13 protein-coding genes are annotated in these 14,040 nt (G+C 72.5%); 6 read left to right on the plus strand and 7 right to left on the minus strand.

All coding sequences use genetic code 11. From position 1 onward, the window contains the following. Positions 1-94: 94 nt before the first annotated feature. Positions 95-670: a TerD family protein gene (locus tag ACIO92_RS31545; RefSeq protein WP_366445509.1), complete on the minus strand. Its 576-nt coding sequence runs from the start codon at positions 668-670 to the stop codon at positions 95-97. A gap of 299 nt (positions 671-969) precedes the next feature. Here ACIO92_RS31545 and arfB point away from each other — a divergent pair, with 299 nt between their 5' ends. Beyond that, the gene (gene arfB, locus ACIO92_RS31550; RefSeq protein WP_402060677.1) at positions 970-1,398 is read left to right on the plus strand and encodes an alternative ribosome rescue aminoacyl-tRNA hydrolase ArfB; all 429 of its coding nucleotides are present in this window, start codon (positions 970-972) and stop codon (positions 1,396-1,398) included. 225 nt (positions 1,399-1,623) lie between these two features. Here arfB and ACIO92_RS31555 read toward each other — a convergent pair whose 3' ends face one another. Next, positions 1,624-2,187, minus strand: coding sequence for a flavin reductase family protein (locus tag ACIO92_RS31555; protein ID WP_401240311.1), 564 nt, complete (start codon positions 2,185-2,187; stop codon positions 1,624-1,626). A gap of 501 nt (positions 2,188-2,688) precedes the next feature. On the opposite strand from ACIO92_RS31555, the gene cdgB reads away from it, so the two are divergent. After that, positions 2,689-4,476, plus strand: coding sequence for a diguanylate cyclase CdgB (cdgB, locus tag ACIO92_RS31560; protein ID WP_366445506.1), 1,788 nt, complete (start codon positions 2,689-2,691; stop codon positions 4,474-4,476). A 95-nt stretch (positions 4,477-4,571) separates the two neighbouring features. Continuing rightward, complete coding sequence (locus ACIO92_RS31565; protein WP_402060674.1) at positions 4,572-5,537, plus strand: CBM35 domain-containing protein; 966 nt, start codon at positions 4,572-4,574, stop codon at positions 5,535-5,537. A 181-nt stretch (positions 5,538-5,718) separates the two neighbouring features. Here the strand turns inward: ACIO92_RS31565 and ACIO92_RS31570 are convergent, their stop codons facing one another. The 3 genes from ACIO92_RS31570 to ACIO92_RS31580 form a co-directional block, all read right to left on the minus strand. Then, the gene (locus tag ACIO92_RS31570; RefSeq protein ID WP_366445504.1) at positions 5,719-6,645 is read right to left on the minus strand and encodes a 1-phosphofructokinase family hexose kinase; all 927 of its coding nucleotides are present in this window, start codon (positions 6,643-6,645) and stop codon (positions 5,719-5,721) included. Between the two features lie 123 nt (positions 6,646-6,768). Further along, the gene (gene nagA / locus ACIO92_RS31575; RefSeq protein WP_401240315.1) at positions 6,769-7,923 is read right to left on the minus strand and encodes an N-acetylglucosamine-6-phosphate deacetylase; all 1,155 of its coding nucleotides are present in this window, start codon (positions 7,921-7,923) and stop codon (positions 6,769-6,771) included. Continuing rightward, positions 7,923-8,873 carry an ROK family protein gene (locus tag ACIO92_RS31580; protein WP_366445502.1) on the minus strand — a complete coding sequence of 317 codons (951 nt, stop codon included), beginning with the start codon at positions 8,871-8,873 and terminating at the stop codon, positions 7,923-7,925. Before ACIO92_RS31580 ends, nagA begins: the two co-directional genes overlap by 1 nt. A 195-nt stretch (positions 8,874-9,068) precedes the next feature. On the opposite strand from ACIO92_RS31580, the gene ACIO92_RS31585 reads away from it, so the two are divergent. From ACIO92_RS31585 to otsB, 3 genes are all read left to right on the plus strand, one after another. Then, on the plus strand, positions 9,069-10,376 hold the full coding sequence (locus tag ACIO92_RS31585) for an extracellular solute-binding protein (RefSeq protein ID WP_366445501.1): 1,308 nt from the start codon (positions 9,069-9,071) through the stop codon (positions 10,374-10,376). 213 nt (positions 10,377-10,589) lie between these two features. Then, positions 10,590-10,991, plus strand: a complete 402-nt coding sequence (locus tag ACIO92_RS31590; RefSeq protein ID WP_401240396.1) for a DUF3263 domain-containing protein — start codon at positions 10,590-10,592, stop codon at positions 10,989-10,991. Between the two features lie 73 nt (positions 10,992-11,064). Beyond that, positions 11,065-11,910 (plus strand): trehalose-phosphatase, encoded by an 846-nt coding sequence (gene otsB / locus ACIO92_RS31595; protein WP_366445500.1) that lies wholly within the window; start codon positions 11,065-11,067, stop codon positions 11,908-11,910. Positions 11,911-12,065: 155 nt separating this feature from the next. On the opposite strand, the gene ACIO92_RS31600 is transcribed toward otsB, so the two are convergent. Both ACIO92_RS31600 and ACIO92_RS31605 read right to left on the minus strand, forming a co-directional pair. Beyond that, positions 12,066-12,635 carry a GNAT family N-acetyltransferase gene (locus ACIO92_RS31600; RefSeq protein WP_401240321.1) on the minus strand — a complete coding sequence of 190 codons (570 nt, stop codon included), beginning with the start codon at positions 12,633-12,635 and terminating at the stop codon, positions 12,066-12,068. After that, positions 12,632-13,891 carry a helix-turn-helix domain-containing protein gene (locus ACIO92_RS31605; protein ID WP_402283832.1) on the minus strand — a complete coding sequence of 420 codons (1,260 nt, stop codon included), beginning with the start codon at positions 13,889-13,891 and terminating at the stop codon, positions 12,632-12,634. Before ACIO92_RS31605 ends, ACIO92_RS31600 begins: the two co-directional genes overlap by 4 nt. Positions 13,892-14,040 lie beyond the last annotated feature (149 nt).

Below are 14,040 nucleotides of genomic sequence, written 5' to 3' on the forward strand. Positions count from 1 at the left end.
AGGGTAGAGCCCCGGCGGGGTTCCCCGCCGGGGCTCTACCGGTGTCCCTCACCGGTGCGCCCCCAGGGGGGTCGTGCCCGGTGCCGGAGCGATGTCAGATGTTGACGCCGAAGTCGCGGGCGATGCCCTCCAGGCCCGAGGCGTAGCCCTGGCCGACGGCGCGGAACTTCCACTCGGCGCCGTTGCGGTACAGCTCGCCGAAGACCATGGCGGTCTCGGTCGCGGCGTCCTCGGAGAGGTCGTAGCGGGCCAGCTCGGCGCCGCCCGCCTGGTTGACGATGCGGATGTACGCGTTGCGCACCTGGCCGAAGTTCTGCGAGCGGTTGACCGCGTCGTAGATGGAGACCGGGAAGACGATCTTCTCGACGGTCGCCGGGAGGCCCGCCAGGTTCACGTTGATCTGCTCGTCGTCGCCGCCGCCCTCGCCGGTGCGGTTGTCACCGGTGTGGACGATGGTCTGGTCCGGCGTCGACTTGTTGTTGAAGAAGACGAAGTGGGCGTCGGAGGCGACCTTGCCTGCGGCGTCCACGCCGATCGCGGAGGCGTCGAGGTCGAAGTCGGTGCCGGTGGTCGTGCGGACGTCCCAGCCGAGGCCCACGGTGACGGCGGTGAGGCCGGGGGCCTCCTTGGTCAGAGAGACGTTGCCGCCCTTGGACAGGCTCACAGCCATGGAAAGTCCCTTTCATCGTGGTGTCTTCGTCTGGAGGAACGCGTGGGTGCCGTCGACGGTTCCCGGGGACGTTCCGCCGTCGGCATACGGGTGAAGGGCACCGAAGGAGAAGGGCACGGAGGGAACGGAGGGAGGAGGAGAGAGGAGGAGAGAGGGGAAAAGGGCGGAAGAGGGGCCGAGGGAGGGACCGAGGAGAGGATGGGAAGGGAGACGGGAAGGGAGACCGGAGGGAAGCACGGGAGGGAAGTCGGGCGGAAATCCGGGTGACTCCGACGGCCCCGCACGGGGAACATGGGGGCATGTCCGGTCCCTATCCCATCCGTGGCTCCGTCTCACTGCCCGAGGCCGAGCTCCAGTGGCGTTTCTCGCGTTCGTCGGGTCCGGGCGGACAGCATGTGAACACCAGCGACTCGCAGGTCGAGCTGCGGTTCGACCTGGCCGCCACGGAGGCGCTGCCCGAGGTGTGGAAGGCGCGGGCGCTGGAGCGACTCGCGGGCCGTCTGGTCGGCGGCGTCGTGTCCGTACGGGCCTCGGAGCACCGCTCCCAGTGGCGCAACCGCGAGACGGCGGCGGTCCGCCTGGCCGCGCTCCTCGCCGAGGCGACCGCCCCGCCGCCGAAGCCCCGCAGAGCGACGAAGATCCCGCGCGGCATCAACGAGCGGCGGCTGCGGGAGAAGAAGCAGCGCTCGGAGACCAAGCGGACCCGCAACTCCCGCGACTGGAGCTGAGCCGCTCCCGTACGGGCTCCGCAGGGTTCCCTACGGGCTCAGCCCGGTCCCGTACGGGCTCAGCCGGGTCCCCTACGGGCTCAGCCCGGTCCCCTACGGGCCTCCGTCGGCCCTCACGGGGCCACGCCCGATGCCTCACGAGCCCTTCGGGCGCTTCTGCCTGCGCCCCGCTCCTCTTCCTCACGGGCACGCGCGACCCTCGGAGCCTCCGCCGACCCGCGAGCCTCAGGACAGCTGTCGGTACTTCCCCTGGAAGTACGCCAGCGGGCCGCCCTCCGTCGTACGGGTGGCCGCCGTCAGGACCCGGCCCACCACGAGCGTGTGGTCACCGGCCACCACCCGGCTCTCCGTACGGCACTCCAGGACCGCGAGCGCGCCGCCCATCAGCGGGGCGCCGCTCTCCTCGCCCCGGACGTACGGCAGGTCCGCGAAGAGGAGCCGGTCGCTGACCCGGTTCTTCATCGCGAAGCGCCCCGCGATCTGCCGCTGGTCCTCCGCGAGCAGCGACACCGCCCACACCGGCACCTCGGCGAGCAGGTCGTCCATGCGGGAGCCGTTGCGGAGGCTGACCAGGACCAGTGGCGGATCGAGGGAGACCGACACGAAGGCGGTGGCCGTCATGCCGACGTCCTCGCCGCGCGGCCCGTCGTCGGGATCGTGCGCGGTCACCAGGACCACGCCCGCCGCGAGGCGGGACATCGCCGCCCGGAACTCGTCGTTGCTCACCCCTCCAGCATGAGGGACGGCAAGATCGGACACGGGGGGCGGGGCGGGAGTCTTCTGCAGCACATTCGCACGCTAGCCCCGGCGCTCCGGCGGGCGCATCGGGCGGGGGGACCAGCCGGGCACCCCCACCGGTCCTAGGACCCCCCGGCCCTCAGGGCCCAGCGATGCTCCCCACCCACCGGCCCCTGGGCCACCCAGAACCTCAGGCCCCACTGGCCCCACTGGCTCCACTGGCCCCCGCATCCCCGGCCCTCCGCATCCCCCGGCGCTCAGGGCGGGCCCCCGCCCGGCCCTCCGCATCCCCCGGCCCTCAGGGCCGCCGGGCCCCCGCCCCCGACCGGCCCTCCGCACCCACCCGCGCCCCCCGTCCCCCCGGTCCGGCGCGACCCGCCATGACCTGTTGTGACTTGAGTCACAGAGGCCAGTAATTGCTGACCCTGTGTACCGGGTGTGCAGCTCGCTGTGATTCAGTGGCGATGACAGTGCACATTGAATGGTGAACGTGTGACACGAAGCCGATGAGAAGCCTGGAGTTTGCTGTCGAGGTCTCGGGGAGAGCGAGCGATGGAGACCGAGTCGGAGCCGTACGTCCGTCTCTCGACCCTGCGGCAGCTGCACCGGGTCGTGGCGGACCTCAACACCGCGCGCAGCCTTGCGGACACCCTGCAGACCGTCGCCGACGGCGTGGTCGCCGGTCTCAACTACGAGCTGGCCTGCGTCAACCTCGTACGCCCCGACGGTGACCTCGTCGTCGCCGCCTTCGCCGGGAGCTCCGCCGCCGAAGCCCTGATCACCGGCCGGGTCGGCTCCCGCGCCTCCTGGGAGCGGCGCCTCTCCATGGGCTGCTCCTGGGGCGAGCTGCGGTTCATACCGCACACCGAGGGCTGGGTGCTCATGGACGACGACGTCCCCCAGTGGCACACCGACGGGCCCGCGCCCCGCTTCGAGGACGAGTGGCACCCCCACGACCGCCTCTACGCCCCCATGTACGCGCCCACGCTCGGCTCCGCACGCACCGGAGGGGTCCCCTCCGGCTCCGGCAGGGAGCTCCTCGGGGTCATATCCGTCGACCGCCCGCGCAACGGCCGCCACCCCGGGCCCTGGGGCCAGGAAGCCCTCCAGATGTACGCGTCCCAGTCGGCCATCGCCATCAGCAACGCACGCCTCCGCTCCAACATGCAGCGCGCCCTGGTCCGCCTGGAGCGCGAGCAGCAGGCCCTGCGCGCCAGCGAGGAGTCCTTCCGGCAGGCCTTCGAGTACGCCCCCTCCGGCATGGCCATCGCCGAGATGGGCGGCGACCAGCACGGCCGGCTGCTCCGTACGAACGACGCCCTGTGCAGGCTCCTCGGCCGCCCCGCCTCCGTGATGCGGCGCTACTCCTTCGCCGACCTCGTCCACCCCGGGGACATCGGGACCCTGCTGCGGACCTCCGCCGAGGGCGGCAGGGCCGAACTGCGGCTCGGCCGGCGCGACGGCACCTACGTCTGGGTGTCCCTGCGCAACTCGGTGGTCGCCGACACCGCCGACGGCCCCCGTTTCCTCCTCACCCACGTCGAGGACATCGAGGAGCGCAAGCGGCACGAGCTCCAGCTCGCCCACCGCGCCTCGCACGACGCCCTCACCGGCCTCCCCAACAGCGCCGAGCTGCGCTCCCGGCTCTCGGCCCGGATCTGCGAGCGCCCGGCGGCGTACGCGGGGGCCGAGCAGGGCGCCGGATACGGCGGCTTCGGCTACGGTGCCGAGTCCCCGGGGCACGGACCCGCCGGGTACGAGGGCTACGACTCCGGCGGCACCGACCCGGCCGGTGCCGAGCCCTCCCCGCACCCGGGGTACGACTCGCCGTACGAGCACGAACACGAGCACGGCTTCGGTTTCGAGCCCGCGGGGGCGGGCCCGTACGACCATCACGTCCATGTCGTCGCCCCCTCCGGCGGCGGCGAGGTCGACGACGGCAGCAAAGGGCTCGCGGTCCTCTTCTGCGACCTCGACGGCTTCAAGTCGATCAACGACCGCTTCGGGCACCACACCGGGGACGCCGTCCTCATCGAGGTGGCCCGCCGCCTCACCACCGGCGTCCGCGACGGGGACACCGTCGCCCGGCTCGGCGGTGACGAGTTCGTCGTCCTCGCCGACGGGCTCGGCGCGGCCGACGCCGCCGATCTGGCGGTGCGTCTGCGCAACGCGATCATCCCGCCGATCCGGGTGGACGGGCGGGCGGTGCGTGTCGGGGCCAGTTTCGGCATCGGCTGGGCGGAGTGCGGGATGACCGCCGAAGAAGTCCTGAACTCCGCTGACCAGCGGATGTACGTGGAGAAGCGCTCGCGGGCCAAGGCGCACCGCCGGGCCGGATGAGGCGCCGGAGGCGACCGGGTGAACTTCGGGGGCTGAGCCGTTCGGGGTAGGCTCGCCCGGTCGGCGACGGCTGGCGAGCATGGAGAGGAACCCGGATGGCTGCCGGTAACGACGGCGCGAACACGCCCGAGAACGACGATCCGTTCGGCTACCTGTACGCGGACGGTCAGGCGGCGGGCGCCCAGCCCCCGCAGGGCGGCGGCTACGGCTACCCCGGCCCCGCCCCCGCGCAGCCGGGCGTCCCCCGCACCTCGTACAACCAGGTCAGGACCGTCGGCGAGCGCCAGTACGGACAGCCGCAGCAGCCCTACGTGCCGCCGCAGCAGCAGGGCCAGTACGGCCAGCCGCAGCCGCAGTACGCCGCGCCCGAGACGTACGGCGGGCCGCAGACCCGGCAGACCCCGCTGCCGCAGCAGCGCGGCGGCGGCTCCGGCCGGGGCCCCAACACCCGGGGCCTGCTGATCGGCGCGGTCGCGGTCGTCGCGGTCGTCGTCATCGGCATCGCCGCCGCCGTGATCAGCAACTCGGGCGGCGACAACAAGGACAAGCAGGCCGACGGCGGCACCGCCCCCACCGCGCCCACGACGGTCTCGGAGAAGCCGAGCGACGAGCCGAGCCCCGACAGGACGCCGGTGGAGCTGCCGAAGCAGGAGGCGGCCACCCTGAAGCTGGGCGGTTCCGCGAGCCTGGCCAAGGACGTCCAGGGTGCCGAGGGTGCGGACGGCACGTACGTCGGCGGCTTCAACCAGCTCGGTTCCTCGGTGACGTGGAAGGCGAACATGCCGGTGGACGGCAAGTACCGCCTCACCGTGCGCTACACGATTCCCGCGGTCGACGCCTTCGCCACCCTGACGGTCAACGGGAAGCCGAACTCGCAGCCGATCGGACTGAAGAACTTCATCGGGTCCTCGGACCCGAACCTGGAGAAGAACTGGCAGACCACCTGGGCGCCGGTCGACCTCAAGAAGGGCGAGAACGAGATCAAGATCTCGTGCGAGACGGGCAACCAGTGCGACGTGCTGCTCGACTGGCTGGAAGTCATCCAGGCCCCGGTGAGCTGAAGGGGGGGCGTTCCCTTCCCACGGATCAAGCGCCTCCCGCGCCGAGCGGGAGAGGCGCCGGACCATCAGGGAGCGGCCCCCCTCGACCATGGAGGGACGAAGCGGTGGGTCGCCGACAGGTGCGTGACGCTCGGCCGCATCGCCTGAAGCCCCGTCCTGACGAGCGCGGCTGACAGCACGGTCACGGGACAACCGAGTGCTCGGCCACCTTCACCCGGGGCAGCAGTGCCTCGTACGCCGCGCGGTCGAACTCCCCGGCCACCGGGGAGAGCACCGTCGCCGCCGAGAGGGCGACCGCCCGGGTCAGGCGTTCCGGCCAGGGGGCGTCGTCGGCCAGGCCCGAGAGCAGGCCCGCCACCGCCGAGTCGCCCGCGCCCGTCGGGTTGCCCTTCACCGCCGCCGGCGGGATCGCCCGCCACAGGCCCTCCGGGGTCGCCGCGAGCAGGCCCTCGGGGCCGAGCGAGGCGACGACCGCGCGGGCGCCCCGGCCCCGGGCCTCGTGGGTCGCGCGCAGCGGATCGCGGGAGCCGGTGAGCTGCGCCAGCTCGTCCGCGTTCGGTTTGACCAGGTCGGGGCGGGCCGCGATGCCCCGCCGCAGGGGTTCGCCGCTGGTGTCCAGGAGGACGGGCACCTCGGCGGCACGGGCCAGCCGGACGAGTTCCGCGTACGCCCCCACATGGATGCCCGGCGGGAGGCTGCCGCAGAGGGCGACCGCCGCCGCCCCGTCGAGGAGCGCGGTGAAGCGGGTCCGGAAGGCGGTCCATTCGGCGGGGGTGACGGTCGGCCCGGGTTCGTTGAGCTGGGTGGTGTCCCCGGAGGCCGCGTCGACGACGGCGACGGTGCGCCGGGTGGGGCCGCCGGTCTCGACGAGTTCGTCCAGGACCGGGGTCGCGGCGAGCCGGGCCCGCAGGTCGGCGCCGGTGGGGCCGCCCGCGAAACCGGTGGCGACCGTCTCGTGGCCGAGGGCGGCGAGCACCCGGGCCACGTTGAGGCCCTTGCCGCCGGGGCGTTCGATGACCTGGGTGACGCGGTGGGAGGTGTGCGGGGTGAGTGCGGGGACCCGGTACGTCAGGTCCAGTGCCGTGTTGAGGGTGACCGTGAGAATCATCTGACCGACCCCGTACTCCGTGTGAGGTCCTGTGGAACGCGCGCTCCGACGGGCACCGATCATGCCAAACGAAAGGCGGCAGGCCCAGACCCCCGGCCCACCGCCCTTCGGCATGACTCCTGATCAGACGGCCGTGGCCGCCGTCGGGTCGACGATCCACTCGCCCTTGCGCATGACGCCCTTGAGCTCGAACTCCGCGTCGAGGACGACGATGTCGGCGTCCTTGCCGGGCTCCAGGGAGCCGACCCGGTCGTACACGCCGAGCAGTCGCGCCGGGTTGGCGGAGATGGCCCGGACGACCGCCTCGACGGGGAGCCCGTCGATGGTGGCGGCGCGCTTGAACGCGCGGTCCAGGGTGAGGGTGGACCCGGCGATGGAGCCGCCCTCGACGAGCCGGGCGACGCTGTCCTTGACCTCGACCTCCAGCGGGCCGAGCATGTAGCGGCCGTCGCCGAACCCGGCGGCGTCCATGGCGTCGGTGATGAAGGCGACCCGCCCGGGGCCCGCGTGGTGGAAGGCCAGCTCCAGGGCGGCCGGGTGCAGATGGGTGCCGTCGTTGATGAGCTCGACGGTGATCCGCTCGTCCTCCAGGAGGGCGGCGATCGGGCCGGGCGCGCGGTGGCCGAGGGCGGGCATCGCGTTGTAGAGGTGGGTGGCGACGGTGGCGCCCGCGTCGATCGCGGCGACGGTCTGCTCGTAGCTGGCGTCGGTGTGGCCGATCGCGGCGATCACCCCGTGCTCGGCGAGCAGCCGTACGGAGTCCAGGCCGCCGGGCAGCTCGGTGGCGAGGGTGACCATCTTGGCCTGGCCCCGGGCGGCGTCGATCAGCTTGCGGACCTCGGCCGGGTCCGGGTCGCGCAGCAGCGTCTCGTCGTGGGCGCCCTTGCGGCACGGGGAGATGAACGGGCCCTCGAAGTGCAGACCGGCCAGCTCGCCCTGCTCGGCCAGCTCGGAGAGCAGTCCGGCCCGCTGGGTGAGGAAGTCCATCTCGCCGGTGACGAAGGAGGCGACGACGGTGGTGGTGCCGTGCAGCCGGTGGGTGTGGATGCCCTTGAGCACCTCGTCGACGGTGCCGGAGGTGAAGGAGGCGCCGCCGCCGCCGTGGTTGTGCATGTCCACGAAGCCGGGGACGAGCCAGTGGCCGGTCAGGTCGACGGTCGGGGTGCCCTCGGGGGAGCTGCCCGCGATGCGGTCGCCGTCGACGATCACGCGTCCGTTCTCGACGATCCCGGTGGGCAGCACGACATGTGCGCCGGCGAGAACCTTGTGATCGGCCATCAGGCGGAAACCTCCGAGTCGGTGGGGCGCTGTGCGGCGAGAAGGTCCCAGGCGAGGAGGCCCGCGCCCAGGCATCCGGCGGTGTCCCCGAGGGCCGCCGGGACGATCGCGGGCAGCTTCTGGAACGTGACTCGCTCCTCCACCGCGGCCCGAAGTGGTGTGAACAAGGTTTCCCCGGCCTCGGCGAGTCCGCCACCGATGATGAGCGTGCGGGGGTCCAGCAGGGTGAGCGCGGTGACCAGACCGTCGGCGAGGGCGTCGACGGCGTCCTGCCAGACCTTGAGGGCCTTGGCGTCGCCGGACTCGACGGCCTTGGCGCAGTCGGCCGCGTCGGCCTCGGGGTCGCCGCTGGCCTTGGCCCACGCCTGGGAGACGGCGGAGGCGGAGGCGTACCGCTCCAGACAGCCGCGCTGGCCGCAGCCGCAGTCGGTGCCGCCGGGGCGGACGACGATGTGGCCGATCTCGCCCGCGTAGCCGTGGGCGCCCGCCTCGATGCGGTCGCCGATGCCGATGGCTCCGGCGATGCCGGTGCCGAGGGGGACGAAGAGGAAGCGGTCGGCGCCGTTGCCCGCGCCGATCCGGCCCTCGGCGAGGCCACCGGTGCGTACGTCGTGGCCGAGGGCGACGGGGATGCCGTCGAGCCTGCGGCTGAGGAGTTCGCGCATGGGGACGTCGCGCCAGCCGAGGTTGGCGGCGTAGACGGCGATGCCGTTCTCCGCGTCGACGATTCCGGGGACGGCTACTCCGGCGGCCGCGGCGGGCTGTCCGTAGCGCTCGGTACCGAGGGCGCGGAGCTCCTCGGCGAAGCCGAGGATCGTCTCCACGACGGCCTCGGGGCCACGGCGGCGGCCGGTGGCGCGGCGGGCTTCGTGGAGCAGGGTGCCGTCCGCCCCGACGAGGGCGGCTTTCATACCGGTGCCGCCCACATCCAGGGCGATGACATGTCTCACGGAGGACAGTTTGGCGCGCGAAGACCCAAAAGGTCTAGTCCACTGCGGAGGATTGTTGCGTACGGATACAAATTCGGGACCGGCCATGGGCCCATGGTCCCGACTGTGTTGCGGAAGTGATACCCGGGTGGTGTAGACCTCATACCCACCCGAGGGGGAGACTTACTGCCCTGCTCAGGGCGAACGTGCGGCTCGATGCAGCTCAACGACGAGCAAAAGGTGGACGAATCCGTGCAGCGGCGACGATTCCTTGGACTGACCGCGGCCGCCGCCGCCCTCGGGCTGACCGCCACGGTCGCCGGCTGCGGCACCCTCGGGGGTGAATCCGGCGACGTGACCCTCCGCCTGGTCGCCGCCGACTACGACCTCAACGGTGGCGACACCACCAAGAAGTACTGGAACGGCCTGGTCGCCGCCTTCGAGGCCAAGAACCCCGGCGTCAAGGTCGAGGTGCAGGTCGAGTCCTGGGACGACGTCGACCGCAAGGTCGCCGAGATGGTCAAGGCGGACAAGGCCCCCGACATCGCGCAGATCGGCGCCTACGCCGACTACGCCGCCGCCGGGGAGCTGTACTCCGCCGACGAGCTCCTCTCCATCCCCGTCCAGGCCAACTTCCTCGCCCCGCTGGTCTCCGCGGGGGAGCACAAGCGCACCCAGTACGGGCTGCCGTTCGTCGCCTCCACCCGCCCCCTCTTCTACAACAAGGCGCTCTTCGAGGAGGCCGGGGCGAAGCCGCCCACCACCTGGGACGAGCTGGCCGAGGCCGCCGGGAAGCTCAAGGAGAACGGCGTCCGCACCCCCTTCGCGCTGCCCCTCGGACCGGAGGAGGCGCAGGCCGAGGCGCTGATGTGGATGCTCAGCGGCGGTGGTGGCTGGACCGACGGCACCGACCACTACACCGTGGACTCCGACGCCAACGTCAAGACCTTCGAATGGCTCAAGAAGGACCTCGTCGGCAAGGGTCTGACCGGCCCCGTCGCACCCGGCAAGCTCAACCGCAAGGCCGCGTTCGCCTCCTTCGCGAACGGTGAGGTCGGGATGCTCAACGGCCACCCCTCGCTCCTGAAGGAAGCGGCCAAGAAGGGCGTCGAGGTCGGCCAGATCGCGCTGCCCGGCAACGACGGCCCGGCGAAGACCGCGATGGGCGTCGCCGACTGGATCATGGGCTTCAAGCAGAACGGGAACCGCAAGGAGATCGGCGACTTCCTCAACTTCGCCTTCAGCGACGAGAACGTGCTGAAGTTCGCCGGGGACAACGACCTCCTGCCCGTCACCGTCACCGCCTCCACCCGCATGGAGACCGACGCCGAGCACGCCAACCTCCGCGTCTTCCTCAAGACGCTCCCGGGCAGCCAGCTCCCCCCGGTCGGCAAGACCTCCTGGGCGAAGGTCAGCGAGACCGTCAAGCAGAACATCGGCAAGGCGGTGACCCCCTCCGGGAACCCCTCCCAGGTCCTGAACTCGATCGGCCGGGTGGCGACGGCGGCGGAGAACGCGGAGTAATAGGTTGGTCGTATGACCGAGGAGGAACGGGACGCGAGGACGGACACCGCCGGGACCGGAGACACCGCCGGGACCGGGGACACCGCCGGGACCGGGGGCACTGCCGGGGCCGGGGCCGGTTCGCCCGCCGCCGCTGCCGACAGCGGCACGGCCCCGTCGCCCGCCGACGACGACGGTACGGCCCCGTCGCCCGCCACCGACGGCGGTACGGGCTTGTCAGCCGCCGACCACGGCGCTACGGCTCCGTCGCCCGCCCTCGCGGACGGCGACACGGCACTCCCGCCCGCCGCCACCGGAGGTACGGTCCCGGCGCCCGGCCACGGGAGAAGCGCGGTCCGGCCGCCCGCCGCCGCTGGAGGTCCGGTCCCGCCGCCCTCCGCGGTCGACGCCTCCGGGCTCGGGGCGCGCGAGCGGGCCCTGCTCGCCGTCGAGCGCCGCTCCTGGCCCGGCCCCGGAGCCAAGGAGCGGGCCGTCCGCGAGCGCCTCGGACTCTCCCCGACCCGCTACTACCAGCTCCTCAACGCCCTCCTCGACGACCCCCGCGCCCTCGCCCACGACCCGGTGACGGTCAACCGGCTGCGCAGGATCAGGACGGAACGGCAGCAGCGGCGCTGACCGGGCGCCCCCGTGCTCGGGTCCGGTCGTCCGTCCCGCTGACGCGGAGGCCCCGCGTCGGTAGGGTCGGGACATGGTCAGCAGCCTCCCGCACCCGACCACCTCCGCCGGCCGCGACGGTCTGGCCGCGCTCCTCGCGCGGCCCGCGCACGCCGTCGTCGCCCTCGACTTCGACGGCACCCTCGCCGAGATCGTCCCCGACCCGGAGCGGGCCCGCGCCCACCCCGGCGCCGTCGCCGCGCTCGCCGCGCTCGCGCCCCGGGTCGCCTCGGTCGCCGTCGTGACCGGCCGCCCCGCCGGGGTCGCCGTCCGCCACGGCGGCTTCGCCGGGGTCCCCGGTCTGGAACACCTCGTCGTCCTCGGCCACTACGGGGCCGAACGCTGGGACGCGGTCACCGGCACCGTCCACGCCCCCGCCCCGCACCCGGGGGTCGCCTCGGTCCGCGCCGAACTCCCCGGCTTCCTGGACCGGGCCGGTGCCTGGCCGGGGGTCTGGATCGAGGAGAAGGGCCGGGCGGTCGCGGTGCACACGCGCCGCGCCCTCGACCCCGAGAACGCCTTCGAGGCCCTGAAGGGACCCCTGGGGGACCTCGCCACCCACCACGGGCTGGTCCTGGAACCGGGCAGGATGGTCCTGGAGCTGCGACCGCCGGGCATGGACAAGGGGGTCGCGCTCCTGGAGTACGTACGGGAGACCGGCGCCGAGTCGGTGCTCTACGCGGGTGACGACCTGGGGGACCTGCCCGCCTTCGCCGCCGTGGACAAGCTCCGCTCCGACGGCGTCCCGGGCCTCCTGGTGTGCAGCGGCTCCACGGAGGTCACGGAACTCACCGACCGCGCGGACCTCGCGGTCGACGGCCCGCAGGGGGTGGTGGCCCTGCTGGCGTCCCTGGCGGAGGCGATGGGGACCACGGCCTGAGGCCATCCCGTACGGGACTTCCCCGTACGCGGAGTCCCGGGACGGCTCCCGTACGGGCGACCCCCTACGAACGGCTCCCGTACGGGACACCCCCTGCGGGACATCCCGTAGGAGCAGGTCGACCACGCCCTGGCGGACGGGGGCCTCCGTCCGGTTCAGGGCTCCTGGCGGACGGGCTCCCCGCCGACGCTCATCGGCCTGATCATCGAGGTGAGGACGGGGGCGCCGGGGGAGGGACGGCTGGTGCCGATCGCCGTGTATCCCCAGGACTCGTAGACCCGCCGGACCTTCCCGTCGCCCGCCGCCGCGTTGACCATGAGGGACACGTACGCCTCACCGCGACCGGCGAGCAGTGCGTCGTGGACGCGCCGGGCGAGTCCGGTGCCCCGGTGGGGAACCGTCACGCCGATCTCCTTGAGGGCCAGGACGGGGGAGCCGGTGAACCGGGCGTCGACCCCGTCCGTCCTGGTCCACCACCGGTCACCCTCCTCCACGGTGTTGCCGTACGCGTAGCCCACCGGCCGGTCCTCGGCGTCGAAGGCCAGCACCGCCCCGAACCCCGCCTCCCGGCTGTGCCGCTCCAGCCGCTCGGCGAAGGTGGCCACCGCGTAGTTCGGCAGATGGAGCAGCGGCTCGCGCACCCGCGCGTACACCGCGACCAGCGGACCGACGACCTGCCGGACGTCCTCGGACGAACCGTCGTAGCGACGGAGCCGTGGGGTCATGCGGGATTCCTCCAGGTGTCGTGGGCGTACTGCGACCAGGCGTGGGCGAGGGTGGTGCCGGGGGCGATCGTGTTCAGGCGGCTGCCGAAGGCGCGGAGCATTCCCACGACGCGTGGGTGGCGGATCGCGGCGTCGACCGGGACGGACATGGCGCTCTCAACGGCGGGTTCCACGTCGCCCTGTTCGAGCTGGGCCCGTGCGACGCGGGTCGTGGCGATCGCTTTGGAGCGGTGCATGTGGGGACGTAGGGCCGCGAGGCAACGGTGGCCGTGGGCTTCCGCCCGTTCGAAGTCGCCCAGCGCGAGGAATGCGGTCAGGGCGAGACTGTCGAGCTCGGCCTGGTCGTAGAAGGCGTTCATCCAGACGGGGCGCCGAGCCTCCGGGTCGGCGCGCAGCAGGGCGTCCTGCGCATGGTCGAACGCGCGGCGGATGGCCGTGCTGTCCCCGGTTGCCCCGTGGATCGCACCCTGCCTGGCCAGGCCGAGGGAGGCGAACATGGGGTCCTGGCGGGTGATACCGAGTTTACGGGCCACGTCGTTGGCCGCTGCGGCATCCACAGGGCGGCCCATGTGCCGGTACATCGTGCCCGCGTGGGACCAGATGCGGAACTTGATGTACGGATCACCGGCCATCTCGGCGAGCTGTTGGGCGACATGCATGTGCTTGATGGCGTCCTTGAACCGGCGTCCGTCGATGGCAGCCCACATTGCGGAGGACCGGAACGCGGCGGCCGATGCGTAGACCTGCTTCCTGACGCGCTGACTGGCGCTGCCCGAGCTTTGGAGGTGGAGCGCTTCGTCCGCCATGGCAGCGGCTGTGTGTTCGATGGCACGCTGGCCGCCGTGACGGTGGTCCTTGGCGACGACGTCGGTGAATCTGCGATGGAGCCGCTCGATGTCGCTCGCGCCGATGCGGCGAGGGGCGCCGAAAGCCAGCGTGGCCGAGGCAAGCGTCAGGACAGGCCCGGCAGCGATGAACCGGCGGCGTTCCACGGGGCCCTCCTGCGGCGCTGCGGTACTGGGTGACTCGAACCCCAGATCTTTCAACGGGCAACGGAAGACTGCTTCCAGAGCCCTGCGGGTGCGACCGATCGGGCGCCGGGTGGCTCCGCTGATCAGGTTCCGTACGGTCCGGTCCGACACTTCGCCGTGCCTGCCGGTGATCTCCAGCAGAGCGGTGTTCATCCGCTCCGCCAACTCCTCCTGTGTAAGACCCAGGTCGGCCATCCGCTGCTTCAACACGGCGTTGACTGCCACGACATAAAACGTAGACCCGGCTTTCCCGCTGGGCCAGTGGCATCGCAAAGCGCTCGCAAAGTCTTCCGGTCACATGGCAGGCCCCCGCCTTCGACATTTCCTGTTCCGGAGAGTCCCAGGGCTTTTGACTGATCACACCCGTCCAGCTG

It is taken from the genome of Streptomyces sp. NPDC087215 (assembly GCF_044744885.1).
Classification (GTDB): Bacteria; Actinomycetota; Actinomycetes; order Streptomycetales; family Streptomycetaceae; genus Streptomyces.